24 protein-coding genes, 1 tRNA gene and 1 pseudogene are annotated in these 27,000 nt (G+C 67.9%); 12 read left to right on the forward strand and 14 right to left on the reverse strand.

Features of this window, described 5'->3' with window-relative positions; all coding sequences use genetic code 11:
• Nucleotides 1-14: 14 nt before the first annotated feature.
• Nucleotides 15-680 (forward strand): hypothetical protein, encoded by a 666-nt coding sequence (locus tag OG496_RS33635; RefSeq protein WP_405973598.1) that lies wholly within the window; start codon nt 15-17, stop codon nt 678-680.
• Here OG496_RS33635 and OG496_RS33640 read toward each other — a convergent pair.
• Both OG496_RS33640 and OG496_RS33645 read right to left on the reverse strand, forming a co-directional pair.
• Complete coding sequence (locus tag OG496_RS33640) at nt 661-1,701, reverse strand: adenosine deaminase (RefSeq protein ID WP_405862854.1); 1,041 nt, start codon at nt 1,699-1,701, stop codon at nt 661-663. The genes OG496_RS33635 and OG496_RS33640 overlap by 20 nt on opposite strands.
• Nucleotides 1,702-1,831: 130 nt before the next feature.
• Entirely contained in the window at nt 1,832-3,058 is a 1,227-nt protein-coding gene (locus OG496_RS33645) for a pyridoxal phosphate-dependent aminotransferase (protein ID WP_366489105.1), read from the reverse strand.
• A 260-nt stretch (nt 3,059-3,318) separates the two neighbouring features.
• Between OG496_RS33645 and OG496_RS33650 the strand changes: the two genes are divergently transcribed.
• The 11 genes and pseudogenes from OG496_RS33650 (at nt 3,319) to OG496_RS33700 (ending at nt 16,956) form a co-directional block, all read left to right on the forward strand.
• Nucleotides 3,319-3,391: transfer RNA gene (locus OG496_RS33650), tRNA-Trp, on the forward strand.
• Between the two features lie 114 nt (nt 3,392-3,505).
• Complete coding sequence (gene secE / locus OG496_RS33655; protein WP_019055477.1) at nt 3,506-3,793, forward strand: preprotein translocase subunit SecE; 288 nt, start codon at nt 3,506-3,508, stop codon at nt 3,791-3,793.
• Nucleotides 3,794-3,870: 77 nt separating this feature from the next.
• Nucleotides 3,871-4,719 carry a transcription termination/antitermination protein NusG gene (gene nusG / locus OG496_RS33660; protein ID WP_405973599.1) on the forward strand — a complete coding sequence of 283 codons (849 nt, stop codon included), beginning with the start codon at nt 3,871-3,873 and terminating at the stop codon, nt 4,717-4,719.
• 168 nt (nt 4,720-4,887) lie between these two features.
• Entirely contained in the window at nt 4,888-5,322 is a 435-nt protein-coding gene (rplK, locus tag OG496_RS33665) for a 50S ribosomal protein L11 (protein ID WP_019072313.1), read from the forward strand.
• A 79-nt stretch (nt 5,323-5,401) separates the two neighbouring features.
• Complete coding sequence (gene rplA / locus OG496_RS33670; RefSeq protein ID WP_363099526.1) at nt 5,402-6,127, forward strand: 50S ribosomal protein L1; 726 nt, start codon at nt 5,402-5,404, stop codon at nt 6,125-6,127.
• A gap of 158 nt (nt 6,128-6,285) precedes the next feature.
• Nucleotides 6,286-7,227 carry a hypothetical protein gene (locus OG496_RS33675; RefSeq protein WP_405973600.1) on the forward strand — a complete coding sequence of 314 codons (942 nt, stop codon included), beginning with the start codon at nt 6,286-6,288 and terminating at the stop codon, nt 7,225-7,227.
• A gap of 81 nt (nt 7,228-7,308) precedes the next feature.
• Nucleotides 7,309-7,409: pseudogene (locus OG496_RS33680) on the forward strand (DUF1396 domain-containing protein); the annotation flags it as partial.
• A 458-nt stretch (nt 7,410-7,867) separates the two neighbouring features.
• Nucleotides 7,868-8,398, forward strand: a complete 531-nt coding sequence (rplJ, locus tag OG496_RS33685) for a 50S ribosomal protein L10 (RefSeq protein WP_359608910.1) — start codon at nt 7,868-7,870, stop codon at nt 8,396-8,398.
• Nucleotides 8,399-8,521: 123 nt separating this feature from the next.
• Nucleotides 8,522-8,905 (forward strand): 50S ribosomal protein L7/L12, encoded by a 384-nt coding sequence (rplL, locus tag OG496_RS33690; RefSeq protein WP_366490336.1) that lies wholly within the window; start codon nt 8,522-8,524, stop codon nt 8,903-8,905.
• A gap of 571 nt (nt 8,906-9,476) precedes the next feature.
• Entirely contained in the window at nt 9,477-12,962 is a 3,486-nt protein-coding gene (rpoB, locus tag OG496_RS33695; protein ID WP_366489111.1) for a DNA-directed RNA polymerase subunit beta, read from the forward strand.
• Nucleotides 12,963-13,056: 94 nt separating this feature from the next.
• Nucleotides 13,057-16,956, forward strand: a complete 3,900-nt coding sequence (locus OG496_RS33700; protein WP_366489112.1) for a DNA-directed RNA polymerase subunit beta' — start codon at nt 13,057-13,059, stop codon at nt 16,954-16,956.
• 72 nt (nt 16,957-17,028) lie between these two features.
• On the opposite strand, the gene OG496_RS33705 is transcribed toward OG496_RS33700, so the two are convergent.
• From OG496_RS33705 to OG496_RS33760, 12 genes are all read right to left on the reverse strand, one after another.
• Nucleotides 17,029-17,295, reverse strand: a complete 267-nt coding sequence (locus tag OG496_RS33705) for a hypothetical protein (RefSeq protein ID WP_366489114.1) — start codon at nt 17,293-17,295, stop codon at nt 17,029-17,031.
• Nucleotides 17,292-17,567, reverse strand: a complete 276-nt coding sequence (locus OG496_RS33710; RefSeq protein ID WP_399386507.1) for a hypothetical protein — start codon at nt 17,565-17,567, stop codon at nt 17,292-17,294. The genes OG496_RS33705 and OG496_RS33710 overlap by 4 nt, the downstream gene beginning before the upstream one ends.
• Before the next feature lie 26 nt (nt 17,568-17,593).
• On the reverse strand, nt 17,594-18,472 hold the full coding sequence (locus tag OG496_RS33715) for a peptidoglycan-binding protein (protein WP_405973601.1): 879 nt from the start codon (nt 18,470-18,472) through the stop codon (nt 17,594-17,596).
• 126 nt (nt 18,473-18,598) lie between these two features.
• Nucleotides 18,599-19,039, reverse strand: a complete 441-nt coding sequence (locus OG496_RS33720; RefSeq protein ID WP_405973602.1) for an ATP-binding protein — start codon at nt 19,037-19,039, stop codon at nt 18,599-18,601.
• Nucleotides 19,040-19,060: 21 nt separating this feature from the next.
• Nucleotides 19,061-19,756 carry a hypothetical protein gene (locus tag OG496_RS33725; protein WP_366489120.1) on the reverse strand — a complete coding sequence of 232 codons (696 nt, stop codon included), beginning with the start codon at nt 19,754-19,756 and terminating at the stop codon, nt 19,061-19,063.
• Nucleotides 19,756-20,889: a hypothetical protein gene (locus OG496_RS33730; protein WP_405973603.1), complete on the reverse strand. Its 1,134-nt coding sequence runs from the start codon at nt 20,887-20,889 to the stop codon at nt 19,756-19,758. The genes OG496_RS33725 and OG496_RS33730 overlap by 1 nt, the downstream gene beginning before the upstream one ends.
• Nucleotides 20,886-21,986: a hypothetical protein gene (locus OG496_RS33735; protein ID WP_366489124.1), complete on the reverse strand. Its 1,101-nt coding sequence runs from the start codon at nt 21,984-21,986 to the stop codon at nt 20,886-20,888. The genes OG496_RS33730 and OG496_RS33735 overlap by 4 nt, the downstream gene beginning before the upstream one ends.
• A 23-nt stretch (nt 21,987-22,009) precedes the next feature.
• Entirely contained in the window at nt 22,010-23,203 is a 1,194-nt protein-coding gene (locus OG496_RS33740; protein WP_405973604.1) for a hypothetical protein, read from the reverse strand.
• 14 nt (nt 23,204-23,217) lie between these two features.
• Nucleotides 23,218-23,562, reverse strand: coding sequence for a hypothetical protein (locus OG496_RS33745; protein ID WP_405973605.1), 345 nt, complete (start codon nt 23,560-23,562; stop codon nt 23,218-23,220).
• 4 nt (nt 23,563-23,566) lie between these two features.
• Nucleotides 23,567-24,487 carry a phage distal tail protein gene (locus OG496_RS33750; protein WP_405973606.1) on the reverse strand — a complete coding sequence of 307 codons (921 nt, stop codon included), beginning with the start codon at nt 24,485-24,487 and terminating at the stop codon, nt 23,567-23,569.
• 36 nt (nt 24,488-24,523) lie between these two features.
• Nucleotides 24,524-25,807, reverse strand: a complete 1,284-nt coding sequence (locus tag OG496_RS33755; protein WP_405973607.1) for a tape-measure protein — start codon at nt 25,805-25,807, stop codon at nt 24,524-24,526.
• Nucleotides 25,804-27,000 (reverse strand): phage tail protein, encoded by a 1,197-nt coding sequence (locus OG496_RS33760; protein WP_366489131.1) that lies wholly within the window; start codon nt 26,998-27,000, stop codon nt 25,804-25,806. The genes OG496_RS33755 and OG496_RS33760 overlap by 4 nt, the downstream gene beginning before the upstream one ends.

Below are 27,000 nucleotides of genomic sequence, written 5' to 3' on the forward strand. Positions count from 1 at the left end.
ATGAGGCACCCCAAATGGAGCTGAGACTCCGCCAGTTCAGACCCCGGACCGGCCCGCACGAACACCGTGTCGTCCAGCCCGGGCGACCCCTGCGCCACACCTCACTGCGCGACCAGGCGCCGTTCGGGATGCTCATGGGGGACCACGACGGGCTGAGCCGGCTCGCGGGCCTGTTCTCGTTCGCCGCCTGCTCGCGGCACACCATCGTGCACGTCCCGCTGCGGGACGGTGCGCCGCCCGACGAGGGGTGCGGGGAGCTGGTCGATCTGGTGGTGGCGCACTCGGAGGCGGGGCTGCGGCCCTCCAAGTGGCCCGAGCTGCGGCGGTCGTTGGGGCGCGGCACACCGCTCACCGCGCGCACGGACGAGGCACGAACCGAGCGCCACGCGCGCGCGTGGCTGGAGCGGCCGTACGACCGCGGACTGTTGCGGCACACCACGCACGCGCGTACGTACTTCCTCATCGGCGACCGCGAGGTGTTCTCCTACGCCGCCACGGCCTTCGCCTACGCGGCCGGCTGGGGGCCGCGGCACAAGGGGGTCGCCGAGGGGAAGTCGGCGTTCATGGCCAGTCTCCAGCACGAGCTGGAGCCCACGCGGGGCGGAGGGCATCCTTCCGAGGTCCTGATCTGTTTCAAGCCGTATCCGCCCTACGCCCACTTCAAGAGACCGGGGCACTGAGCCAGTCGTCGATGCCCGACAGGAGCTTCGTCTTCATGTCCTCCGGGGCCGCCGATCCGCGTACCGACTGCCGGGCCAGTTCAGCCAGTTCGCGGTCCGAGAAGGCGTGGTAGCGGCGGGCGATCTCGTACTGGGCGGCCAGCCGGGAGCCGAACAGGAGAGGGTCGTCGGCGCCGAGGGCCAGCGGGACGCCCGCTTCGAAGAGGGTCCTCAGGGGGACGTCCTCGGGCTTCTCGTAGACGCCCAGGGCCACGTTCGACGCGGGGCACACCTCGCAGGTGATGCCCCGGTCGGCGAGCCGCTTCATCAGCCGCGGGTCCTCCGCCGCGCGCACCCCGTGGCCGACCCGGGTCGCGTGCAGGTCGTCCAGGCAGTCCCGCACCGAGGCCGGGCCCGCCAGTTCGCCGCCGTGCGGGGCAGACAGCAGGCCGCCCTCCTGGGCGATCGCGAAGGCCCGGTCGAAGTCCCGTGCCATACCCCGGCGTTCGTCGTTCGAGAGGCCAAAACCCACTACCCCATGGTCCGCGTACCGCACGGCCAGCCGGGCCAGCGTGCGCGCGTCCAGGGGGTGCTTCATCCGGTTCGCGGCCACCAGCACCCGCATCCCGAGCCCGGTCTCGCGGGAGGTCGTCTCCACCGCGTCCAGGATGACCTCAAGCGCCGGGATCAGCCCGCCCAGGCGCGGCGCGTACGACGTCGGGTCCACCTGGATCTCCAGCCAGCCCGAGCCGTCCCTGACGTCCTCCTCGGCGGCCTCGCGGACCAGCCGCTGGATGTCCTCGGGCTCCCGCAGGCACGACCGCGCCGCGTCGTACAGCCGCTGGAAACGGAACCAGCCCCGCTCGTCCGTCGCCCGCAGCTTCGGCGGCTCCCCGCTGGTCAGCGCCTCGGTCAGGGCGTCGGGCAGGCGTACGCCGTACTTGTCGGCGAGCTCCAGCACGGTGGTCGGCCGCATCGACCCGGTGAAGTGCAGGTGCAGATGGGCTTTCGGCAGTTCAGAGACATCACGTACACGCTCCATCTGGGAATCCTGCCGTACGTTTCCGCCGTCCCGGTACCACTTTCCTCGATCGTGGTCTTGCTCGCACAAAGCAACGGGCCGCCTCCCCGGAGGGAAACGGCCCGTACGCACGCGTGGAGCACGAAAAACGTCAGTCCTTGGCCTCGGACAGCAGCTTCTGGATACGGCTGACACCCTCGACGAGGTCCTCGTCACCCAGGGCGTACGACAGCCGCAGGTAACCGGGGGTCCCGAAGGCCTCGCCCGGGACGACCGCGACCTCGGCCTCCTCCAGGATCAGCGCGGCCAGCTCGACCGAGTCCTGCGGGCGCTTGCCGCGGATCTCCTTACCGAGGAGCGCCTTGACCGACGGGTACGCGTAGAACGCGCCCTCGGGCTCCGGGCAGAGCACGCCGTCGATCTCGTTCAGCATCCGCACGATCGTCTTGCGGCGGCGGTCGAAGGCCTCGCGCATCTCGGCCACGGCCGTCAGATCACCGGACACGGCGGCCAGCGCGGCGACCTGCGCCACGTTCGAGACGTTCGAGGTGGCGTGCGACTGGAGGTTGGTCGCGGCCTTGACGACGTCCTTCGGGCCGATGATCCAGCCCACCCGCCAGCCGGTCATGGCGTACGTCTTGGCGACACCGTTGACCACGATGCACTTGTCGCGCAGCTCCGGGAGGATCGCGGGCAGCGAGGTGAACTTCGCGTCGCCGTAGACGAGGTGCTCGTAGATCTCGTCCGTCATGACCCACAGGCCGTGCTCGACGGCCCAGCGGCCGATCGCCTCGGCCTCGGCCTCGCTGTAGACGGCGCCGGTCGGGTTGGACGGCGAGACGAAGAGGACGACCTTGGTGTTCTCGGTGCGGGCCGCCTCCAACTGCTCGACCGTGACGCGGTACCCGGTCGTCTCGTCGGCGACGACGTCCACCGGGACACCGCCCGCGAGACGGATCGACTCCGGGTACGTCGTCCAGTACGGCGCGGGGACGATGACCTCGTCGCCCGGGTCGAGGATCGCGGCGAAGGCCTCGTAGATGGCCTGCTTGCCGCCGTTGGTGACCAGGATCTGCGAGGCGTCCACCTCGTAGCCCGAGTCGCGCAGCGTCTTCGCGGCGATCGCGGCCTTCAGCTCCGGCAGACCGCCGGCCGGGGTGTAGCGGTGGTACTTGGGGTTCGAGCAGGCCTCGATGGCGGCCTGGACGACGTAGTCCGGGGTCGGGAAGTCCGGTTCACCCGCGCCGAAGCCGATCACCGGACGTCCGGCGGCCTTGAGGGCCTTTGCCTTGGCGTCCACGGCGAGGGTGGCGGACTCGGAGATCGCGCCGACTCGGGCGGAGACCCGGCGCTCGGTGGGAGGGGTTGAGGCGCTCATGGGGCCCATCGTTTCAGACCGGAAACCCGCCCGGCACACCGGTTTCACAGACTGAACAGGATCGGGCGAGTGTGGAACAACCGTCCGGATTCCCGCCCCGGCCTGGGCGATCTTCCTCCGGCAATCCCCGTACAGGCACTTTCTGTTCGACGACCGGCCCCGGAGCACGTACACTCCTAGCTCGTTGGCCTTCAACAGCCGCGCCCCACCAGGTGCACACCGAGCACCCGGGCGGATGCGGTACGTTGGGGACGTCACAAAGGGTCGTAGCTCAATTGGTAGAGCACCGGTCTCCAAAACCGGCGGTTGGGGGTTCAAGTCCCTCCGGCCCTGCTACACACACCTTCACGCAGGATGTGTGCGCAGCGCATGTACGTACAGCAATGCACCGCCGTGCGGCTCAGACCGGGCGCGGCACGGCCACGACCCGGGAACAGGTGAGGATGAATGGCGGACGCCGTGGGCTCCATCGACATGCCTGATGCCCAGGACGAGGTGTCGGAGTCCAAGAAGAAGGCCCGCAAGGGTGGCAAGCGGGCCAAGAAGGGCCCGCTGAAGCGCCTCGGCATCTTCTACCGCCAGATCGTCGCGGAACTCCGCAAGGTCGTCTGGCCGACCCGCAACCAGCTGACGACGTACACGACGGTTGTCATCGTCTTCGTCGTCATCATGATCGGTCTCGTGACCGTGATTGACTATGGACTCAATCACGCCGCGAAGTACGTCTTCGGCTGAGGCCGGAAGCGAAGGGCGCCCTGACCGGCGCCCCTTTCGCGTGTTCCACCCCCATGTATCCAGGAAGAAGCAGCCACGTGTCTGACCCGAACCTGAACGAGGCCGTCGAGCCGGACGAGTCCGTGGAAGACGAACTCGACATCGTCGAGGGCGCGGACGAGGAGCTGGACGAGGTCGAGGCTGCGGACGCCGACGCGGGCGAGCCGGCCGAGGAAGCCGCCGTACACGTCGAGGACGAGGACGCGGAAGCGACCGAGGACCTCGACGACGAGGCCACGGCCGAGGACGACGAGGAAGAGGCCGAGCCCGTCGACCCCGTCGTCGCCCTGCGTGAGGAACTGCGTCTCCTGCCCGGCGAGTGGTACGTCATCCACACGTACGCCGGTTACGAGAACCGCGTGAAGACCAACCTGGAGCAGCGCGCCGTCTCGCTGAACGTCGAGGACTTCATCTTCGCGGCCGAGGTGCCGCAGGAAGAGGTCGCGCAGATCAAGAACGGCGAGCGCAAGACGATCAAGCAGAACAAGCTCCCGGGCTACGTCCTGGTCCGCATGGACCTGACGAACGAGTCCTGGGGCGTCGTCCGCAACACCCCCGGTGTCACCGGCTTCGTGGGCAACGCCTATGACCCGTACCCGCTGACCCTGGACGAGATCGTCAAGATGCTCGCCCCGGAGGCCGAGGAGAAGGCCGCGCGCGAGGCGGCCGAGGCCGAGGGCAAGCCGGTTCCGCAGCGCAAGGTCGAGGTCCAGGTGCTGGACTTCGAGGTCGGCGACTCGGTCACCGTCACCGACGGCCCGTTCGCGACGCTGCAGGCGACCATCAACGAGATCAACGCCGACTCGAAGAAGGTCAAGGGTCTCGTCGAGATCTTCGGCCGCGAGACGCCGGTGGAGCTCTCCTTCGACCAGATCCAGAAGAACTAGTTCTTCCTGGAGTTACGTCTTCCGCGCAGGTCAGACGGGCTGTCAAAAGCCTCTCTGACCTGCGCGGTTTTTAGCCGCACATGGATACCCGTTATCGTTGTGCGGTATGCCTCCATCCGGATTAACCGGACAGAGGCCGAACACTCTCACTAGGACCCGGAGAGAGCAATGCCTCCCAAGAAGAAGAAGGTCACGGGGCTCATCAAGCTCCAGATCAACGCCGGTGCGGCGAACCCGGCCCCGCCGGTCGGCCCCGCGCTCGGTCAGCACGGCGTCAACATCATGGAGTTCTGCAAGGCCTACAACGCGGCGACCGAGTCGCAGCGTGGCTGGGTGATCCCGGTGGAGATCACGGTCTACGAAGACCGCTCCTTCACCTTCGTCACCAAGACTCCGCCGGCCGCGAAGATGATCCTCAAGGCCGCTGGTGTCGAGAAGGGCTCGGGCGAGCCGCACAAGACCAAGGTCGCCAAGATCACCCAGGCGCAGGTCCGTGAGATCGCCACGACCAAGCTTCCCGACCTGAACGCCAACGACCTGGACGCCGCGTCGAAGATCATCGCCGGCACTGCCCGTTCCATGGGCATCACGGTCGAAGGCTGACACCCACCCTTCAGGACATACCGTGGCAGGGCCTGCTCGGCCCACACCACGACTCCTCAGAACACACACAGGAGCAGTAGTGAGCAAGCGCAGCAAGTCTCTCCGCGCTGCGGACGAGAAGATCGACCGGGACAAGCTCTACGCCCCGCTCGAAGCCGTCCGTCTCGCCAAGGAGACCTCCACCTCCAAGTTCGACGGCACCGTCGAGGTCGCCTTCCGTCTGGGTGTCGACCCGCGCAAGGCGGACCAGATGGTCCGTGGCACCGTGAACCTCCCGCACGGCACCGGTAAGACCGCCCGGGTCCTGGTCTTCGCGACCGGTGACCGTGCTGAGGCCGCGCTCGCCGCGGGCGCCGACATCGTCGGTTCCGACGAACTCATCGACGAGGTGGCGAAGGGCCGGCTGGACTTCGACGCCGTCGTCGCCACCCCGGACCTCATGGGCAAGGTCGGTCGCCTCGGCCGCGTGCTCGGTCCCCGTGGTCTGATGCCGAACCCCAAGACCGGCACCGTGACGCCGGACGTGGTCAAGGCCGTCAACGAGATCAAGGGCGGCAAGATCGAGTTCCGCGTCGACAAGCACTCGAACCTGCACTTCATCATCGGCAAGGCGTCCTTCGACGACACCCAGCTGGTGGAGAACTACGGCGCGGCCCTGGACGAGATCCTCCGTCTGAAGCCGTCCGCCGCCAAGGGTCGCTACATCAAGAAGGCCGCGATCAGCACCACGATCGGCCCCGGCGTTCCGCTCGACCCGAACCGCACCCGCAACCTCCTCGTCGAGGAGGACCCGGCCGCCGTCTGAGCCTCGCGCTCACTCCGGTAGCCGCGTCCAGCGCGCGTCAGGATCAAGCGAGCCCCGCAACCTTCGGGTTGCGGGGCTCGTCCTCTTTTCGGACGGGGTGTCAGTGCGCTGCGCTAGCGTTTCTGGCAGGCACAGCAATCGCATAGGGGTGGGGACGAATGAAGAGCACGACCGTGCGCCGGGTGGGTCTCTCGATCGCGGTGGCGACCACGCTGGCCTCGGTGGCCGCCTGTGGTTCCTCGGGGTCCTCCGGGAGCTCCGGCAAGGACGACAAGGCCGTGGGCAAGGGCTCGACCCGGGTGAGCCCCATAGCGGCCCTGCGCAGCGCCGAGCAGTCCACCGACAAGGCGGACTCCGCCAAGGTCGAGTCCTCCACCGTCATGGGCTCCCTGATGTCCATGGACGCCAAGGGCGACCTCGGCTGGGGCGACGGCATCACCGGCGTCCTCACGATGACGTACACGGGCGGCACGATGGCCCAGACGATGCGCGCGGCCGGCAGCACGTCGATGGAGGCCCGCTATCTGCCGGACGCCTACTACGCGAAGATGGGCGACAAGTTCGCCGAGCAGGCGGGCGGCAAGCACTGGCTGAAGTACGACTACGACGACCTGGCCAAGCTCGGTGGCAGCTCCGGCGCGTACCTCAAGGACCAGATGCAGAACTCCACGCCGAACCAGTCGGTGAAGCTCCTGCTCGCCTCCGGGGACGTCAAGAAGGTCGGTACGGAGTCGGTCCGCGGCCAGCAGGCCACCCACTACTCGGGCACGGTCAATGTCGCCGACCTCGCCGCCAAGAACTCCAACCTCACCGCGAGCCAGCTCGCCGGCCTGAAGAAGCAGCTCACCGCGGCCGGCGTCAGCACGGAGCAGGTCGACATCTGGGTCAACGCCCAGAACCTGCTGGTCAAGAAGGTCGAGAAGGGCCAGATGTCCTCGGGCCAGTACAGCCAGACCGCCTACTACAGCGACTACGGCGTGAAGGTCGACGCGACCGTGCCCCCGGCGAGCGACACCGAGGACTTCACGGCCTTGCTGAAGCAGCAGGGCGCGGGCTCGGGCAGCAGCGACACGTCGACCGGGTCCGGCACGAGTTCCTGAGCGGATGACAACTCGGCTGGGCGCAAGTCCGGCCAGGGTCAACTCCGGCCAGGGCCAAGGGACTTCGCTGGGCTCGCCGCCCTGATCGTCGCCGCCGGTGCTGTCGGCTGCTCGAAGCTCGTCGCGGACCGGTCGCCCGACATGTGTCCGCGTCCGCCGTAGCGAAGGCGGCGAAGGAGACGGGCGGGAAGAGCCGGCTGAAGCTCGACGCGTCCGCCCTGGGCGGGGCGGCCGACGATCCGAGCGCCAACTCCATGAGCGCGGTACGTCGGCAAGGCCACCCTCGCCGATAGCCCGCTCGACATGACGGTCACCGCCCCGGCGACGGAGGACATCACCGACCTCGCCGCGCTGGTGAAGGACGTCCAGGGCTGAGCCGTACGGGCGGATTTGCTTCAGTCCGTGGCGCTCGCGTACGGTGGTCCAGAAGCCAAAGACCGCTGGTCGTTGCCGTGCCTGTCAAAGGGTGTGGTGACCGAAGGATCCGCTGAACAGTGGACGACCCGCGCAGGTGAACTGGATGTGTTCCCGGGAATGTTGTTTCCGGTCGAGCTACGCCCCGTGCGCCTGCGCCGGGGCGTTTTCTCTGTCCCAGCCCCTTCTGAGCGGTCCTCATCACCCGGAAGGAGGCCGACGCTCTATGGCAAGGCCCGACAAGGCTGCCGCGGTAGCCGAGCTCGCGGACCAGTTCCGCGACTCGAACGCCGCCGTGCTGACCGAGTACCGGGGTCTCACCGTGGCGCAGCTCAAGACGCTGCGTCGTTCGCTCGGTGAGAACGCCCAGTACGCCGTGGTGAAGAACACGCTGACCAAGATTGCGGCCAACGAGGCCGGGATCTCTACGCTCGACGACCTGTTCAACGGTCCGACGGCGGTCGCCTTCATCACCGGTGACCCGGTGGAGTCGGCGAAGGGTCTTCGTGACTTCGCCAAGGACAACCCGAACCTCGTCATCAAGGGCGGTGTCCTTGACGGCAAGGTGCTGTCCGCCGACGAGATCAAGAAGCTCGCGGACCTTGAGTCCCGCGAGGTTCTGCTCTCCAAGCTGGCGGGTGCCTTCAAGGGCAAGCAGACTCAGGCTGCGCAGCTCTTCCAGGCGCTTCCGTCGAAGCTCGTCCGCACGGTGGACGCCCTTCGCGCCAAGCAAGAAGAGCAGGGCGGTGCCGAGTAATTCGGCTCGCAGCATGACCGCCGCCTGAGGCTCCGCGCCCCACGGCAACGGTCGTAGCGGGCCGAACGTACGCCCGCCAGACATGTACACCCCGGCACCAGCCGAAATTAGTGGAAGGAAGCCATCGTGGCTCTCACCCAGGACGAACTTCTCGCCGAGTTCGAGACCATGACCCTCATCCAGCTTTCCGAGTTCGTGAAGGCGTTCGAGGACAAGTTCGACGTCACCGCCGCCGCCGCGGTCGCCGTCGCCGGCCCGGGTGCCCCGGCCGCCGCCGCCGACGCCCCCGAGGAGCAGGACGAGTTCGACGTCATCCTCACCGGCGCCGGCGAGAAGAAGATCCAGGTCATCAAGGTCGTGCGTGAGCTGACCTCGCTGGGTCTCAAGGAGGCCAAGGACCTCGTGGACGGCGCCCCGAAGCCCGTCGTCGAGAAGGTCGCCAAGGACGTCGCCGAGAAGGCCGCCGAGTCCCTCAAGGCCGCCGGCGCCTCGGTCGAGGTCAAGTAACACCGTCGAGGCCGTGAACGAGGTCCCAAGGACCTTGTAACGCCTCAGCACCGAAGAGCGATCATCCATCTGGGTGGTCGCTCTTCGGCGTTCCTGGGTCGGGTGAGCGGCAGCCTTGCGATCAGGGGTTCGCGGAGTATGGTGATCTTCTTCGTGCCTCCAAGCATCCCTGGTGGTATGTGGTGTGGGCCATGGAGGCCTTGACGAACCGCACGCAGCGCGCAATTCTCAGGACGCGTCGTCACAACGATCCGAATCCGAGGCATGGATCGGCGGCGAAGAGGGCAGTATCAACGCGTTGAGGACGTGAGCTTGCCGAGGGTGTTGAGCACGACGAGGGTCTCAAAAAAGCGGGGCTGGACATCAGTGCGCCAAGTGGCTACACTGACCCTTTGCGCTGCCTGTTAGCTGCTCCCTGCCCGTCACCAGGGGCATGCCCTCACTTGAGCATCGATGACCGGACCAACTCTGACCTGGCCTTTCCGGGCCGTCTCAGGAAGTCCATGTCTCTTTGCCCCTGAGAGGGGCCGGTACGCGCGTAGTGAGTCCGAGCCCTCGGAAGGACCCCCTCTTGGCCGCCTCGCGCACTGCCTCGACCGCGAATATGAACAACGGCGCCAGCACCGCCCCGCTGCGCATCTCCTTTGCAAAGATCAAGGAGCCCCTCGAGGTTCCCAACCTGCTCGCGTTGCAGACCGAGAGCTTCGACTGGCTGCTCGGCAACTCCGCCTGGCAGAGTCGGGTCGAGGCGGCTCTGGAGTCGGGTCAGGACGTCCCCACGAAGTCCGGTCTGGAGGAGATCTTCGAGGAGATCTCTCCGATCGAGGACTTCTCCGGGTCGATGTCGCTGACCTTCCGCGACCACCGTTTCGAACCTCCCAAGAACAGCATCGACGAGTGCAAGGAGCGCGACTTCACGTACGCCGCCCCGCTCTTCGTAACCGCTGAGTTCACCAACAACGAGACCGGCGAGATCAAGTCCCAGACGGTCTTCATGGGCGACTTCCCGCTCATGACCAACAAGGGCACCTTCGTCATCAACGGCACCGAGCGTGTCGTCGTGTCGCAGCTGGTCCGTTCGCCGGGCGTCTACTTCGACTCCTCGATCGACAAGACGTCCGACAAGGACATCTTCTCCACCAAGGTCATCCCGTCCCGGGGTGCCTGGCTGGAGATGGAGATCGACAAGCGCGACATGGTCGGTGTCCGCATCGACCGCAAGCGCAAGCAGTCCGTCACCGTCCTGCTCAAGGCTCTCGGTTGGACGACCGAGCAGATCCTGGAGGAGTTCGGCGAGTACGAGTCCATGCGCGCCACCCTGGAGAAGGACCACACCCAGGGCCAGGACGACGCGCTTCTCGACATCTACCGCAAGCTGCGTCCGGGCGAGCCCCCGACCCGCGAGGCCGCGCAGACGCTTCTTGAGAACCTCTACTTCAACCCGAAGCGCTACGACCTCGCCAAGGTCGGCCGCTACAAGGTCAACAAGAAGCTGGGCAGCGAAGCCCCGCTGGACGCCGGTGTGCTGACCGTCGAGGACATCATCTCGTCGATCAAGTACCTGGTGAAGCTGCACGCCGGCGAGACCGAGACCGTCGGGGACAACGGCACGACGATCGTCGTCGAGACCGACGACATCGACCACTTCGGCAACCGTCGTCTGCGCAACGTCGGCGAGCTCATCCAGAACCAGGTCCGTACGGGCCTGGCGCGTATGGAGCGAGTCGTCCGTGAGCGGATGACGACCCAGGACGTCGAGGCGATCACGCCGCAGACCCTGATCAACATCCGGCCGGTCGTCGCCTCCATCAAGGAGTTCTTCGGCACCAGCCAGCTGTCGCAGTTCATGGACCAGAACAACCCGCTGTCGGGTCTCACCCACAAGCGCCGTCTGTCGGCGCTTGGCCCGGGTGGTCTCTCCCGTGAGCGGGCCGGCTTCGAGGTCCGTGACGTGCACCCCTCGCACTACGGCCGCATGTGCCCGATCGAGACCCCTGAAGGCCCGAACATCGGCCTGATCGGCTCGCTCGCCTCCTACGGCCGGGTCAACGCGTTCGGTTTCGTCGAGACGCCGTACCGCCGGGTCACCGACGGTGTCGTCACCGACGAGGTCGACTACCTGACCGCCGACGAAGAGGACCGATTCGTCATCGCGCAGGCCAACGCGCCGCTCGGGGACGACTTCCGGTTCGAGGAGACCCGCGTCCTGGTCCGCCGTCGTGGCGGAGAGGTCGACTACGTCCCCGGTGACGACGTCGACTACATGGACGTCTCCCCGCGCCAGATGGTGTCCGTCGCGACCGCGATGATCCCCTTCCTGGAGCACGACGACGCCAACCGTGCCCTCATGGGCGCGAACATGATGCGTCAGGCTGTTCCGCTGATTAAGTCCGAGGCGCCGCTGGTCGGCACCGGCATGGAGTACCGCTGCGCGGTCGACGCCGGTGACGTCCTGAAGTCGGAGAAGGACGGTGTGGTCCAGGAGGTCTCCGCGGACTACATCACCACCGCCAACGACGACGGCACGTACACCACGTACCGCCTCGCGAAGTTCTCCCGCTCCAACCAGGGCACCTCCGTCAACCAGAAGGTTGTCGTGGACGAGGGCGCCCGGGTCATCGCCGGCCAGGTGCTGGCCGACGGCCCGGCGACCGAGTTCGGCGAGATGGCGCTCGGCAAGAACCTGCTCGTGGCGTTCATGCCCTGGGAGGGTCACAACTACGAGGACGCGATCATCCTGTCGCAGCGCCTCGTACAGGACGACGTCCTCTCCTCGATCCACATCGAGGAGCACGAGGTCGACGCCCGTGACACCAAGCTCGGCCCCGAGGAGATCACCCGGGACATCCCGAACGTCTCCGAGGAGGTCCTCGCCGACCTCGACGAGCGCGGCATCATCCGTATCGGTGCCGAGGTCGTCGCCGGTGACATCCTCGTCGGCAAGGTCACGCCCAAGGGTGAGACCGAGCTGACCCCCGAGGAGCGCCTGCTCCGCGCGATCTTCGGTGAGAAGGCGCGCGAGGTGCGCGACACCTCGCTGAAGGTGCCGCACGGCGAGATCGGCAAGGTCATCGGCGTCCGCGTCTTCGACCGCGAGGAGGGCGACGAACTGCCGCCCGGCGTCAACCAGTTGGTCCGGGTGTATGTTGCGCAGAAGCGCAAGATCACCGACGGCGACAAGCTGGCCGGCCGCCACGGCAACAAGGGTGTCATCTCCAAGATCCTGCCGATCGAGGACATGCCGTTCCTTGAGGACGGCACCCCGGTCGACATCATCCTGAACCCGCTGGGTGTCCCGTCCCGAATGAACCCGGGACAGGTCCTGGAGATCCACCTCGGCTGGCTCGCCAGCCGCGGCTGGGACGTCTCCGGCTTCAGCCAGGACTGGGCGAAGCGCCTGCAGGTCATCGGCGCCGACCAGGTCGCGCCGGGTACCAACGTCGCGACCCCGGTCTTCGACGGCGCCCGCGAGGACGAGATCTCCGGTCTCTTCGAGGCCACGATCCCGAACCGCGACGGCGACCGCCTGGTCCAGGCCTCCGGAAAGGCCAACCTGTTCGACGGCCGTTCCGGCGAGCCGTTCCCGGAGCCGGTCTCGATCGGCTACATGTACATCCTGAAGCTGCACCACCTGGTCGACGACAAGCTTCACGCCCGTTCGACCGGTCCGTACTCGATGATCACCCAGCAGCCGCTGGGTGGTAAGGCGCAGTTCGGTGGTCAGCGCTTCGGCGAGATGGAGGTGTGGGCGCTTGAGGCTTATGGCGCCGCTTACGCCCTCCAGGAACTGCTGACGATCAAGTCCGACGACGTGACCGGCCGCGTGAAGGTCTACGAGGCCATCGTCAAGGGCGAGAACATCCCCGAGCCCGGCATCCCCGAGTCCTTCAAGGTGCTCATCAAGGAGATGCAGTCGCTCTGCCTGAACGTGGAGGTGCTGTCCAGTGACGGTATGTCCATCGAGATGCGTGACACCGACGAGGATGTCTTCCGCGCAGCGGAGGAGCTCGGCATCGACCTGTCCCGGCGCGAGCCGAGCAGCGTCGAAGAGGTCTGACGGGAGTCCGGAGACCTGCGCCACGCAGGTCTCCGGCCCCAGGACCCCCGTATCAGACCCCAAGACTTACAACCCTGAGAGGGATTGACGCATAGTGCTCGACGTCAACTTCTTCGATGAGCTCCGGATCGGTCTGGCAACCGCTGACGACATCCGTCAGTGGAGCCACGGCGAGGTCAAGAAGCCTGAGACCATCAACTACCGCACGCTCAAGCCCGAAAAGGACGGACTCTTCTGCGAGAAGATCTTCGGTCCGACCCGGGACTGGGAGTGCTACTGCGGCAAGTACAAGCGCGTTCGCTTCAAGGGCATCATCTGTGAGCGCTGCGGCGTCGAGGTGACCCGCGCCAAGGTGCGCCGTGAGCGGATGGGCCACATCGAACTGGCCGCGCCCGTCACCCACATCTGGTACTTCAAGGGTGTCCCGTCCCGGCTGGGATACCTGCTCGACCTCGCCCCGAAGGACCTCGAAAAGGTCATCTACTTCGCGGCGTACATGATCACGTTCGTCGACGAAGAGCGCCGTACGCGTGACCTGCCCTCGCTGGAGGCGCACGTCTCCGTGGAGCGTCAGCAGGTCGAGAACCGGCGTGACTCCGACCTCGAAGCCCGCGCCAAGAAGCTTGAGACCGACCTGGCCGAGCTTGAGGCCGAGGGCGCCAAGGCCGACGTGCGCCGCAAGGTGCGCGAAGGTGCCGAGCGGGAGATGAAGCAGCTGCGTGACCGTGCGCAGCGCGAGATCGACCGCCTGGACGAGGTGTGGACCCGGTTCAAGAACCTCAAGGTCCAGGACCTCGAAGGTGACGAGCTGCTCTACCGCGAGCTGCGTGACCGCTTCGGCACGTACTTCGACGGTTCGATGGGTGCCGCGGCGCTGCAGAAGCGCCTGGAGTCCTTCGACCTCGACGAAGAGGCCGAGCGTCTCCGCGAGATCATCCGTACCGGCAAGGGCCAGAAGAAGACCCGTGCGCTGAAGCGGCTGAAGGTCGTGTCTGCCTTCCTGCAGACCTCCAACAGCCCCAAGGGCATGGTCCTCGACTGCGTCCCGGTCATCCCGCCGGACCTCCGCCCGATGGTGCAGCTGGACGGTGGCCGCTTCGCGACCTCCGACCTGAACGACCTGTACCGCCGTGTGATCAACCGCAACAACCGCCTGAAGCGACTCCTCGACCTCGGTGCCCCCGAGATCATCGTGAACAACGAGAAGCGCATGCTTCAGGAGGCCGTCGACGCGCTCTTCGACAACGGCCGTCGTGGCCGCCCGGTGACGGGCCCCGGCAACCGTCCGCTGAAGTCGCTGTCCGACATGCTCAAGGGCAAGCAGGGTCGCTTCCGTCAGAACCTGCTCGGTAAGCGCGTGGACTACTCCGCGCGTTCCGTGATCGTCGTCGGTCCGCAGCTGAAGCTCCACCAGTGCGGTCTGCCGAAGGCCATGGCGCTGGAGCTCTTCAAGCCGTTCGTGATGAAGCGCCTGGTCGACCTGAACCACGCGCAGAACATCAAGTCGGCGAAGCGGATGGTCGAGCGCGGCCGCACGGTCGTCTACGACGTCCTGGAAGAGGTCATCGCCGAGCACCCGGTTCTGCTGAACCGTGCGCCCACGCTGCACCGCCTCGGCATCCAGGCCTTCGAGCCGCAGCTGGTCGAGGGCAAGGCCATCCAGATCCACCCGCTCGTCTGCACCGCGTTCAACGCGGACTTCGACGGCGACCAGATGGCCGTACACCTGCCGCTCTCCGCGGAGGCGCAGGCCGAGGCCCGCATCCTGATGCTGTCCTCGAACAACATCCTGAAGCCGGCCGACGGTCGTCCCGTCACCATGCCGACCCAGGACATGGTGCTGGGTCTGTTCTTCCTCACCACCGACGGTGAACTCCGCGACGTCAAGGGCGAGGGCCGCGCGTTCGGCTCTACGGCCGAGGCGACGATGGCGTTCGACGGCGGCGAGCTGGCGCTCCAGTCGGCCGTGGACATCCGCTTCCCGGTGGGCACCATCCCGCCGCGTGGCTGGGTGCCGCCGGTCCGCGAGGAGGGCGAGCCCGAGTGGCAGCAAGGTGACACCTTCCGCCTCCGTACGACCCTGGGCCGCGCGCTCTTCAACGAGCTGCTGCCCGAGGACTACCCGTTCGTCGACTACTCGGTGGGCAAGAAGCAGCTCTCCGAGATCGTCAACGACCTGGCCGAGCGCTACCCCAAGGTCATCGTGGCGGCGACGCTCGACAACCTGAAGGCGGCCGGCTTCTTCTGGGCGACCCGTTCCGGTGTCACCGTGGCCGTCTCCGACATCGTCGTTCCCGAGGCGAAGAAGGAGATCGTCAAGGGCTACGAGGCGCAGGACGAGAAGGTCCAGAAGCAGTACGAGCGCGGTCTGATCACCAAGGAAGAGCGCACGCAGGAGCTCATCGCGATCTGGACCAAGGCGACCAACGAGGTCGCCGAGGCGATGAACGCGAACTTCCCGAAGACCAACCCCATCTTCATGATGGTCGACTCGGGTGCCCGAGGAAACATGATGCAGATGCGTCAGATCGCGGGTATGCGCGGTCTGGTGTCGAACGCCAAGAACGAGACGATCCCGCGTCCGATCAAGGCCTCCTTCCGTGAGGGCCTGTCGGTGCTGGAGTACTTCATCTCGACCCACGGTGCTCGTAAGGGTCTGGCCGACACGGCCCTCCGTACCGCCGACTCCGGTTACCTCACCCGTCGTCTGGTCGACGTCTCCCAGGACGTCATCATCCGCGAGGAGGACTGCGGCACCGACCGCGGCCTCAAGCTGCACATCGCGGAGCGCGGCGCGGACGGTGTCCTGCGCAAGGCCGACAACGTCGAGACCAGCGTGTACGCCCGTGCGCTGGCCGAGGACATCACCGTCGACGGCAAGGTGCTGGCCCCGGCCAACACCGACCTCGGCGACGTCCTCATCGACGAGCTGGTCAAGCACGGCATCGAGACGGTCAAGACCCGCTCGGTCCTGACCTGCGAGTCCGCCGTCGGCACCTGCGCCATGTGCTACGGCCGCTCGCTGGCCACCGGCAAGCTGGTCGACATCGGTGAGGCGGTCGGCATCATCGCCGCCCAGTCCATCGGTGAGCCCGGTACCCAGCTGACGATGCGTACCTTCCACACCGGTGGTGTGGCCGGTGACGACATCACCCAGGGTCTGCCCCGTGTCGTCGAGCTCTTCGAGGCTCGTACGCCGAAGGGTGTCGCCCCGATCTCCGAGGCCCAGGGCCGCGTGCGGATCGAGGAGACCGAGAAGACCAAGAAGCTCGTCGTCACCCCGGACGACGGCAGCGACGAGACGGCGTTCCCGATCTCGAAGCGTGCCCGTCTCCTGGTCAGCGAGGGCGAGCACGTCGAGGTGGGCCAGAAGCTCACCGTGGGTGCCACCAACCCGCACGACGTGCTGCGCATCCTGGGTCAGCGTGCCGTCCAGGTCCACCTGGTCGGCGAGGTCCAGAAGGTCTACAACTCGCAGGGTGTGTCGATCCACGACAAGCACATCGAGATCATCATCCGGCAGATGCTCCGCCGTGTGACGATCATCGAGTCCGGCGACGCCGAGCTGCTGCCCGGCGAGCTGGTCGAGCGTTCGCGCTTCGAGCAGGAGAACCGTCGTGTGGTCCAGGAGGGCGGTCACCCGGCCTCCGGTCGTCCGCAGCTCATGGGTATCACCAAGGCCTCGCTGGCCACGGAGTCCTGGCTGTCGGCGGCGTCCTTCCAGGAGACGACCAGGGTTCTGACGGACGCGGCGATCAACGCCAAGTCCGACTCCCTGATCGGCCTCAAGGAGAACGTCATCATCGGTAAGCTCATCCCGGCCGGTACGGGCCTGTCCCGCTACCGCAACATCCGGGTCGAGCCGACCGAGGAAGCCAAGGCCGCGATGTACTCGGCCGTCGGCTACGACGACATCGACTACTCGCCGTTCGGCACGGGCTCCGGCCAGGCCGTACCGCTGGAGGACTACGACTACGGTCCGTACAACCAGTGAGTAGCTGAAACGCGTTGAAGGGCGGCACCCCGTACGTACGGGGTGCCGCCCTTCGGCGTTCTCAAGTGCTTCTCAGTGGGGTGTCAGTTCCCAGGCGGTGACCACCACCGTGGCGATGGCGGCCAGGGCGCCGATGCTGGCGAGCGGCCAGCGGGAGCGTTCCAGGGCGTCCAACCGCTGTTCGTGGTCGGAGAGTTGGCGGTCGGTCTGGTCGCTGCGCTGGACCAGCAGCGCGAGGGAGCCGTCGACCCGGGCGAAGCCGGCCTCCACGGTTCCGCGCAGCCGTTCCAGTTCCACGGCGACGGCGATCGGGTCGGACAGGGAAGTGGGTTCGTTCACGTGTCCTCCTGTTCCGGCTCGGCCTTGACCAGCTTCAGCAGCGCGCCGTCCCCGGCCGCCGGCACATCGGTGCGCAGCCAGGTGGGCAGCAGTGCCTGTACGGCGGGCAGGGCCATGACCCTGGTGACTCCCGCGGCTGCGGCCAGCGCCGCGGCCACCCAGGGCAGGGTGTCCGGGACACCGGCGGCGTCGACGACCGTCGGCAGCAGGACACACAGGCCGACAGCGGTCTGGAGAACGGTACGGAGAGTGCGCTTGGCGGCCTCTGACATGGGTGGACCTTGCCTTTCCGAGGAGTTCAGGAGCTGTACGGGACCTTCAGCGCGATCCAGGAGGTGGCCCCCGGCCAGCCGTCCGCCGCCGTGCCGGTGTAGCCGAGCTTGCGCTGCCACTTGGCGTAGGAGGTCTTGTCGGCGGTGGTCCACTGGGGGCCGGGGCCGGAGGTGTACGCCGAGCAGCCGACGGCGACGAGCCGCTTGCCCATCGCCGTGACGACCGCCGACTCGGGGTTCTTCTTGAACCAGTCGGCGCCGGGGAAGGGCTGGTAGGTGGGGTTGGCCGGCTTGGTGGGCGCGGTGACCTTCGTGCCGAGGCGGGTGGCCACCCGGGTGCGGAAGTCGGCCATCGTGAAACCCCGCGGGTCGATCTTGGTGTTCGTCCACTCCTTGTGGCCGATGACCGAGTGGGCGTTCCAGCCGTGCGCTCGGCACAGGGCGGCCGAGGCGCGGACCATCGCGTCCAACTGGACTGCCGGCCAGGGGTCCTTGCCGTCGCCGAGGTTGACGCACTCGAAGCCGTAGAAGTGGACGTTGCCGTCCGTGTTGTTCTGGTTCGGGGCGGGAAGGGTGGGGCTCTGGGCGATGACTGCCTTCAGTACGTCTCCGTCGCCGCTGCCCGCGTGGTTGGCTCGGCCGTTGCCCACCAGGTGGACCGTGCCGTCCTTGGCGATGACGCCGTGGCAGAGGGGGCCGGGGAGTTCTGAGTGGCCGTTGTAGCAGAGGTCGACGGAGGCGGTGGTGCCGGAGGTGACGGTGTGGTGGATGACGATGCCGTTGACCGGGCCCCAACTGCCCTTGCTGTTGCGGTTGTTGGTGCGCCAGCCGGGGTGTTCGGTGACGGTGATGCCCTCGGCTCGGAGGGCTGCGATCAGGGCGTCTGGGGAGAGGGGTGTGGCCATGGGATGCCTTTCGGGAGGTGACTGGGGGGCGAGCGGGGGGAATTGGGCATGAAAAAACCCGGGCCGGGGGTGGGGGCTCGGGTTGTGTGCGGTGTGCGGGGGTGTGGGGTGGGCGGGGTTTGGAGGCTAGACCGGCGTTGTCGTAGACGTGCTGTCTGTCGTTCCGTCGTCTCCTGAACCGTCGCCGCCGTCTCCCGAACCGTCGTCCGTGGGGGTCCACTTGGTGCACAGGGCGGTGTAAGCGGCTGTGCTGTCGACGAAGTCGGCCAGGGCGGCGGCCACCGCTCGTTGGATTGCCGTCTGGTCGGGGATCACCGGGGCCGTGCCGACCGGCATGACCGAGACGCGGCCGCTGCCGCGCAGGGCCGAGGAGTTGGTGCCGGACTCGGTGAACTGGGCGGTGACGGTGACCGGGGAGTAGATGCCGGTGACCGAGTCGGGTGCGATGACGCTGTTGTAGCTGCTGTCGGAGACGTTGACGTAGACCGTGTGGCCGGCCTCGGTGATGGTGGCGCGGCCGGCGAAGTCGATGGCGAGGCCCCAGGGCTGGGTGGTGTCGATGTCCATGGGCGGGGTCCTTTCTCGGAGTCAGGTCTGACGGCCGTGCATCAGTACGGGGTTGACGTAGACGGTGCCGGAGGCGCTGGTGACCTGGGCCTGGACCTCGACCTTGAGCAAGGTGCCGTAGAGCGCGGAGAAGTCGGAGCCGACCAGGCCCGACTGGTCGTAGTCCGCGCCGGCGCTGACGACGGTGCCCCACAGTGCGCTGTTGACGAGGACCTGGACGGAGCCGGTGGCGCCGGAGCTGGTGCGGGTGTTCATGAGGAGCCGCATCTTCGGCTGCCAGACGACGTTGTAGGACATCGCGATCGTCGTCATCGTGGTCGCCGTGGTCAGCGGCCAGCGGGTGAGGGTCGTGTCCTGCGGTGGCAGCAGGTTCAGCCAGGGGCGGGCGAGGCCGCCGGTGGCGACGTCGTCCGAGATCAGCTCGCGCTCGGCGATGTCGTAGATGCGCAGGGGTTGTGCGGAGGTGGCGGTGCCGTCGCCGTTGTACATGCTGATGGCGCGGGTGCCGGTCTGGCGGCGGAGTTCCATGCGGTACTCGCTGGTGCCGGGCCACTTGCCGACCTTGAAGACCGGGGAACCGGTGGCCGGGCCCACCTCCAGGGTGCCGCCCGAGACCGTGTTGAGGGCCGGGCGGGTGTTGACGGCCGTGGAGAGCTGCTGGATGCGGCGCTCCATCTGGGTGAGCCGGTCGATGATGTCTTCGGGCAGTTGGGGCATCAGACCTCCTCCAGGTAGAGGTCGGCGGTGTCGGGGCGGCCGCGCTGGGCGGGGCTGACCTTGACGCCGATGATCCGGTAGCGGGTGTCGAGGCCCTCGGCGTACCACTCGTCGGTGATCCGGATGCGGACCGTGCGGCCGATCAGCGCGGCCGGGACCAGGTCGTCGAGCCGCACGCTGATCTCGGGGATCACCACCGCGCCGGTGGCCGCGGCCAGTTCGGTGCGGGCGAGCGCGGTGAGGGTGGCCGCGTCGGTGATGTCGTTGTGGTCCGAGGTCAGGTCGATGCGCGGGTAACCCGCTTGTCCGATCAGGTCGTTGGCGACCGCGACGGTCGAGCAGAGCGGCCGGGACTCGCTGGCCTGGTCGGAGTTGGTGGAGGCGCCTCGGGCTCGGTCGGTGGTGCCGCCGCGGGTCGCGTCGCGCGGGAAGGAGTACGACAGGATCGTGCCCGGGCGGTCCATCACCAGGTCGGTGGCACCGGTGAGGATCTTCGGGCTGCCGAGACGGAGGCGGCGTACCCGGGCGCCGGTCGTCGGGTCCGTGTACACCGAGATGTAGTGCTCGAAGCCGTCCTCCAGCGCGGCCAGCGCGTCCAACGCGTCGAGGTAGACCGTCTCGTCGCCGTCGCGGTAACTCGCCGAACGGGTCACCCCGGAGGTCTCGGTGCCGTAGCTGACGCCGATGTCTCCGCCGGGGAGCGCGGTCTGGAGGTCCGTCCACAGGGCCCTTGCCACGTCCAACTGGTCGCCGGTCAGGGATAGTTGGTAGGTCGCGTCGTACTCGGGGGTCGTCGCCCGGATCAGGCGCCTGCCCGCGTACGACTCGAAGGTCGCCGCCTGGACGCCGAGGGTGAGCACGCCCTGGTCGTCGCTCTGCAGGGTGCTCGTCCAGACGATGCCGCCCCACCACAGGTCGTTGCCGCGCTGGAGGTAGACCGAGGTGCGGCCCTCCTCGATACGGCGGACCCGGGCGGCCATCGCCGCGTCGGGGACGGGGATGGTGCCCGAGAGTGAGCCGGCCCTGCCGATGTAGTCGTCGACGGTGACGTCGCGCAGCGGCAGGATGTCGATGGTGCGGTCGGTGAGCAGGTCGCAGAAGATCGCCCGGTAGGGCGTGTTGATCGTGGTCACGCGGCGGCCTCGTAGGTGGCGGTGCCGAAGACGGTGTAGCCGCTCGCCCAGGTCCACGGGGTGATGCCGTCCACTCCACCGGTGTAGGCGTACGCGGTGAGGATGGACTGGGCCGAGCAGGTGACCAGCTCGAAGGCCCCGGTGGTGGAGAGGTAGACGCGGGCCGTGGCGCGGTTGCCGGCGGTGTTCGCGGACATCTCGGCGAAGCCGATCGCCATGCGGGTCGAGGACGCGGCGACGGGCAGGGAGAAGCGCCAGTTGTCGTTGACGGTGGGGCTGGTGCCGAAGGTGGTGGTGCTGCCGAACGTGATCGCGAAGTTCAGGTGCACGGTCGTCCCGAACTTGACGTACCGGCAGCTCACCGTGGCGTTGCCGAAGGCCGGGGTCGCCGATCCGGTGGCGGTGGTCCAGGTCGGTGTCCAGCTCTGCCAGGTCGGCAGCACCGGGTAGTCGGTCCAGGCGGTGCCGTTCCAGCGCTGCAACTGGCCGTTCAGGTCCCGGTACTGGCCGGGGTAGGCGCCGTTCGAGGTGTCGGTGGTGATGGGGAGGATGCCGCCGACGCCGACCGTCGCGGTACGCCGGCCGACGAGAGCGGTGGTCCAGGAGATGCCGCCGGTGCCCGCGCTGGTGCCGGCCGGCACGGTGACCTCGTACAGCGGGAGCGCCAGGTCCGGGACGGCGGGCACGGCCGGGGTGGCGGCCGGGGTGCCCTTGACGATCTCGACGACGGCCTCGGTGCGGCCCGAGCTGTCGTAGAGGTCGTCGTAGATCCGCAGGACGAGCAGGTCGATCCGGGTGTACTGGGCGTCGCCGTCCGGGAAGGTCACGGTCTGGTACTCGGTCAGCGCGAGCGGGTAGGCGCCGCGGGTGTCGGTGGACTGCACGATCGCGCGGCCGGGGCTGACGGTGCCGCTCATGGTGCCGGTGGTGCCGGTCAGGGTGAAGCCGGAGATGCGGAACGAGCCGGTGGGCGATCCCGGCAGCACACCGGAACGGGTCGCCACGGCCGAGGTCGGGGTGAGGGCGCCGAGGGAGATGAGCCTGGTGTCCTCGCGGGACTGGCTGTCCGGGGAGAGCCAGCCGGAGCGTACGGTCATGGTCGAACTCCTTTGAGGAAGGGTCAGTTGGCCGGGTCGACGCGCATGAAGAGGTTGTCGAACCAGCAGGTCACGGCCGCGTCGCTGGAGCGGTGCATGGCGGTCATCGTGTAGGTCGCGCCGGCGGTGAGCCCGTACAGCCGCCACATGGTCGCGACCGAGCTGTAGACGGTGCCTCCGTGGGAGGCGGAGTTCTCGTCGTTCGCGGCGAACGTCACGGTGCCGTTCTGGGTGATCTGCGGGGCCATGTACGCGAGGGCGGTGGTGCTGCTCTGGGTCAGCATGCGCGCGCCGAAGTGGAGCAGCACCGCGCCGGTGGCCGGCGCGACGAAGGTGAGGGTGAGCGCGGTGACGGCGGTGTCCGTGAGCGCGGCCGTGTACGTCGTCGACGTGGTGTAGCCGGCGTCCAGCGACGAGGCGAAGCCCGACGGCGGTGCCACGGCGGGCAGCCACACGGAGCCGTTCCACCGTTGCAGGACGCCGTTCGAGGAGTCGCGGTACTGCCCGGTGTAGCTCGCCGTGGTGACCGCGCCGGCCGGAGCGATACCTCCGATGCCCTTCGGGTAGCCGACCCAGGCCGCGCCGTCCCAGCGTTGGAGCGTGTTGTTGATGTCCCGGTAGTGGCCCGGGTAGCCGCCCGACGCGGTGTCGTCGGAACGGGTCGGCAGGATGCCGCCCATCGGGACGGTGGTCGGGCGCAGGTCGACGCGGGCGGTGTCCCAGGCGATCCCGCCGCTGCCGGTACTGGCGTTGGCGGGCACGGCGACCGTGAACAGCAGGAGCGAGGTGTCCGGGAGGGTGGGTGCCACCGGGGTGGCGGCCGGGGTGCCCTTGACGATCTCGACGGCGGCCTCGCTGCGGCCGGAGCCGTCGTAGGTGTCGTCGTAGATACGCAGGACGACCAGGTCGATCCGGCCGTACTGGGCGTCGCCGTCGGCGAAGGTGAGGGTCAGCGGTTCGGTGACGGCCACCGGGTAGGCGCCGCGGTCGATGCTCGACTGGATGACGGCCCGGCCGACGCTGACGGTCGCGCTCATGGTGCCGGTCGTCCCGCCCAGCCACAGTCCCGTCACCCGGTAGACCCCGCCGGAGGAGCCGGGCAGTACCCCGGACCGGCCCTTGCTGTCGGTGACCGGGGTGAGCGAACCGATCTGGTTGGTGCGGGTGTCCTCGCGGCTCTGGCCGGTCGGTGACAGCCATGCGGTGCGTACGCTCATGGGATCCTCCAGGGTCAGGAAGCGGTTTCGTAGGTGCCGTGGACGGACAGCACGTCGCCGGTGCCCCGGACGACGGGCAGCGACCTGTCCCAGATGCCGGCGTTGCTCGCGAGGGTGTCGCGCAGCGAGCGGGCGTAGCCGACGCCGCTTGTCACCGGGAGCAGGCCGCTGCCGGGCGGCACCGCGATCCGGTAGAGCGGCAGGGCGTTGCCGTCCGGGGAGTTCGGCACGGTGGGCGTGGCCGCCGGGGTGCCCTGAACGAGCCGTACCAGTACGGCAGTTGTCCCTGTGCCGTCGTAGTCGTCGTCCAGTAGGGCGAGTTCGACGCCCACGCCGGGCCAGGCCGCTGTGACCGTCATGCGATCACCACTCCGCCGAGCGCCAGCGCACCGACATCTGCGCGTCGGTGCCGAAGGTGTCGGGGCGGAACGCCAGCTCGGCGCGGCCCGGTTCGAAGGCGAACAGTTCCTCGGGGCTGCTGTCCGCGGCGGCGGTGTGGCGGCGCGAGGCGGTCGAGTTGAGGGTGACCGTCCCGGCCGCGGTGTCGACGACCAGTTCGTCACCCGCCGCGAGCCCGATCTCGTAGCGCAGCCGACGTCCCGAAGTCCGTTCCGTCACCGTCGGGTTGGTGCAGGGGCCGGTGAAGGTGAGGATCGGATGGGTGGGCGCGGAACCGGAGTTGTCGGCGCCCACGTCACCGGTGGACGACGCCTGGCCCCAGTACAGCGGCCAGGTCAGCGGCCAGGTGAGCCCGCTCTCCGGCTGCGGGGCACCGGTGACGGCGGTCAGTTCGTCGACGGTGTAGCGGCGCGGATCGGTGGCGTACCACTGCACGGACGCCTTGGAGACTCCCTGCGTGGTGTACGTCCGGTCGGCCGTCAGGACCCGCTGGCTGACCCGCGCCCTGATGGCCAGCGTCTCGCCGTGCAGCCGCACCGCCAGCCAGCGCTCCGAGTCGCCCAGCAGCAGGGACTGGCGCAGGGCACGCATCGCGGAGAGGGAGGAGGCGGTGTCGTCGCTGCTCGGTACGGTCCACACCGAGCCGCCGACCTTGCGGGGCTTGGCGTAGCGCGCGCCCGGCCAGGCGCCGTGCGCGGTGGGGTGGTCGGCGTCCGTCGTGTCGTAGTCCGGCAGGTCCTCCCAGCCGGTCAGCCCGTCACTGCCGATCTCGTACGTCGTACCGGGGCCGAGCAGCAGTCCGGCCCACTGCAGCTGCCCGTCGCGGGTGATGAGTGAGCCGGGGGGAACGTCGTCGGTGGTCGTGGTGGTCGTCAGATCGGCCATGGGGCCGTCACCTCGCTGTCAGGGGTGCGTGCCGCTTCATGCGCGGGCGTGGGCGGAGGCCAGGAAGAGCAGGTCGGTCGCGGTGCCGTGGGCGCCGGTGCCGTTGCTCTCGTGGAACTCCTTGATGCGGTGGGGGTGTTGGGCGTTCCCGCTCCGGCTTCTCGCGGCCAGGGCGCGCTGCCGCTCCAGGGCGGTGAGGGACAGGACCTTGCCGGTCCGCGCACCGGGCACCGCGACTCCGCCCCCCGCGAGCATCGGGATCTTGCTCAGGTGCACGCCGAACTTCTTGCCGAGGATGCTGAAACTGAGCTTGTTCAGCCCGTCGATCACCCAGTTCGCGAAGGCGATCAGCCCCTGGACCGGTCCCTTCACGACCCCGGCGACGGTCTGCGCGCCGGTCGTGACGAACTGCCCCATCGCGCGCAGGGTGTTGGAGGTGGCGTTCTTGATCCGGGTGAACCCGGCGGGGATCTCCTTGGTGATCCAGCTCAGCACCGGCTTGACGGCGTTCTTGAACCCGTTCCAGATCGAGGACACCTTGCCGCTGAGGGCACGCGTGTCGCCGGTGGTCAGTGCCTTGAGAACGGCGAAGCCGGCGCCGATGACGGTGCCGAGGACGGAGAGGGTGGTGGTGATCAGGGTGAGATAGCCGGTGACGTAGGTGTTCACCGCGCTCGCGATGAGCCTGAGGACCGGTCCGAGGATGGTCAGGTAACTCTCGACGTACTTCAGGATCAGCGTGGCCAGTTGGTCCATCAGGCGCTGGCCGGTCTCGGAGTTCAGCGCGATGTCCAGCAGCCAGCCGGCCAGCGGGAGCAGGATGCCGACGACGAAACCGAGAGGGTTCGCGCGGGTCAGCGCGTTGACGATGATCATCACGCCGGAACCGATGGTCATCGCGGTGCCGAAGGTGTCGAGAAGGCCGCCCAGGACACCGGAGGCGGCGATGAGGGTGCCGACGACGGCGAAGACGCCGCCGAGCCCGGTGGCGAGCCTGCCGAGGGACTTTCCGGCGGCCCTGGCCCTGGTGCCGGTGGACTTGATGCCGGACGCGGCGCCGGTGGCGGCCTGGCCGGTCCTGGTGACGGAGCGCGCGACGGTGTCGGCGTTCGTTCTGAACTGCTGGACGGCGGTGGAGCTTTGGGCGGCGGGGGTGGCGAAGCGGTCGACGTCGCCGGCGGCGCCCTTGATCCGGTCGATCAGGGATCGGAGGGCGGTCCCGGTCTGGCCCACCCGGGACTGGAAGGCGCGCAGTACCGGTGCGACTCCGTCCAACGGGTCCTTCGGCAGATCGCCCGGTGAGATCGCCGCGCCGCTCATCCGCGTGCCTTCGCCAGGAACATCAGCGCGTCGGCGGTGCGCTGCGGACTGCTGGTCTCGGCCGCGTAGTAGTGCTCGATGTGCAGCGCGCTGCCGTCGGCACCGGAGACCCCGGCGTACGCCCGGCCGCGCGAGGCCGCTGTCCTGAGCAGCCGGTCGAGCTTGCTGAGCGGCAGGACGGCCTCGGCCTCACCGGCCTCGGCGAGCAGCGCGGGGACACCGCCGGAGCGGGGCATGACGACACCGCCGGTGGCCAGCGCGGGGATCCTCGGCAGACTGACGCCGAAGGTCTTGCCGCCGACCATCGGGACCCAGCCCGGGATGGAGACGTGGATGCCGTTCAGGGCGCCGATCGCGCGGTTGATGAGACCGATGACCGCGTTGATCGGGTCGCGGACCGCGCCCTTGATGCCGTCGAAGGCCCGGCTCGCGATGCCCTTCAGCCCGCCCCAGATGCTGGACAGCCGGTCCTTCACGGCCCGGAAGGCGTCCGGGATCGCGGACTTGACCCAGCTGACGATGGGCGAGATGACGGCCTTGATGCCTTTCCAGACGTTCGAGACGACCGTGCTGATCGCCTTCAGGACGCCGGTGATGATGGCCTTCCACACGTTGACGTAGGTCTTGATGACCGTGGCGACGGCCTTGACGATGTTCGTGATCGCCGTCTTGATGCCGCTCCAGACCGACTTGATCAGCTTGCCGGCGTTCTTCATGATCGGCTCGATGGCCTTCATGACGCTGCTGATCACGGACTTGATGACCTCGAAGGCCTGTTTCAGGACCTTCTGCATGGTCTTGGAGTTGGCCACCATGTCGATGACCTTCTGGATGAGCGGCGCGAGCAACTGCATGAGCAGGCCGAAGAAATTGCCCTTCATCGACGTGTTCATCTTGTCCTGGCCCTTGGCCGCCTTGCCGGCACCGGACTCGTATGTGCTGAGGTTGGTCCCGGCACTGGAGCCGGTCTTTCCGGCCTTCGCGAGGGACTTCTCCGCCTGATCCGTGGTGGTCTTGAGCCCCTTCAGCTCCCGGCTGGATCCCTCGGCCGTACTCTTGAGCTGTTTGAGATTGCCCTCACTGGTCCGCGCCTTGTCACCGATGCTCTTCGCGGCACTTGCTGCGCCGTCGGCCTGGGTCTTGAACCGCTGGAGCGCAGTTGTCGATCTGCCGAACGCTGCGACAAGAGACAT

Origin of the sequence: Streptomyces sp. NBC_00988, from assembly GCF_045162645.1 — a bacterium.
In the GTDB taxonomy this organism is placed as follows: Bacteria; Actinomycetota; Actinomycetes; order Streptomycetales; family Streptomycetaceae; genus Streptomyces.

What these genes read in the sequence shown, in the direction of transcription:
- OG496_RS33735 (WP_366489124.1), bottom strand. Translation starts at nt 21,986, where the DNA reads ATGACCGTACGCTCCGGCTGGCTCTCCCCGGACAGCCAGTCCCGCGAG.
- OG496_RS33645 (WP_366489105.1), bottom strand. Translation starts at nt 3,058, where the DNA reads ATGAGCGCCTCAACCCCTCCCACCGAGCGCCGGGTCTCCGCCCGAGTC.
- OG496_RS33635 (WP_405973598.1), top strand. Translation starts at nt 15, where the DNA reads ATGGAGCTGAGACTCCGCCAGTTCAGACCCCGGACCGGCCCGCACGAA.
- OG496_RS33710 (WP_399386507.1), bottom strand. Translation starts at nt 17,567, where the DNA reads ATGTCAGAGGCCGCCAAGCGCACTCTCCGTACCGTTCTCCAGACCGCT.
- secE (WP_019055477.1), top strand. Translation starts at nt 3,506, where the DNA reads ATGGCGGACGCCGTGGGCTCCATCGACATGCCTGATGCCCAGGACGAG.
- OG496_RS33715 (WP_405973601.1), bottom strand. Translation starts at nt 18,472, where the DNA reads ATGGCCACACCCCTCTCCCCAGACGCCCTGATCGCAGCCCTCCGAGCC.
- OG496_RS33760 (WP_366489131.1), bottom strand. Translation starts at nt 27,000, where the DNA reads ATGTCTCTTGTCGCAGCGTTCGGCAGATCGACAACTGCGCTCCAGCGG.
- OG496_RS33740 (WP_405973604.1), bottom strand. Translation starts at nt 23,203, where the DNA reads ATGAGCGTACGCACCGCATGGCTGTCACCGACCGGCCAGAGCCGCGAG.
- rplJ (WP_359608910.1), top strand. Translation starts at nt 7,868, where the DNA reads ATGGCAAGGCCCGACAAGGCTGCCGCGGTAGCCGAGCTCGCGGACCAG.
- OG496_RS33725 (WP_366489120.1), bottom strand. Translation starts at nt 19,756, where the DNA reads ATGCCCCAACTGCCCGAAGACATCATCGACCGGCTCACCCAGATGGAG.
- OG496_RS33640 (WP_405862854.1), bottom strand. Translation starts at nt 1,701, where the DNA reads ATGGAGCGTGTACGTGATGTCTCTGAACTGCCGAAAGCCCATCTGCAC.
- OG496_RS33755 (WP_405973607.1), bottom strand. Translation starts at nt 25,807, where the DNA reads ATGAGCGGCGCGGCGATCTCACCGGGCGATCTGCCGAAGGACCCGTTG.
- OG496_RS33720 (WP_405973602.1), bottom strand. Translation starts at nt 19,039, where the DNA reads ATGGACATCGACACCACCCAGCCCTGGGGCCTCGCCATCGACTTCGCC.
- OG496_RS33675 (WP_405973600.1), top strand. Translation starts at nt 6,286, where the DNA reads ATGAAGAGCACGACCGTGCGCCGGGTGGGTCTCTCGATCGCGGTGGCG.
- rplK (WP_019072313.1), top strand. Translation starts at nt 4,888, where the DNA reads ATGCCTCCCAAGAAGAAGAAGGTCACGGGGCTCATCAAGCTCCAGATC.
- OG496_RS33750 (WP_405973606.1), bottom strand. Translation starts at nt 24,487, where the DNA reads ATGGCCGATCTGACGACCACCACGACCACCGACGACGTTCCCCCCGGC.
- OG496_RS33745 (WP_405973605.1), bottom strand. Translation starts at nt 23,562, where the DNA reads ATGACGGTCACAGCGGCCTGGCCCGGCGTGGGCGTCGAACTCGCCCTA.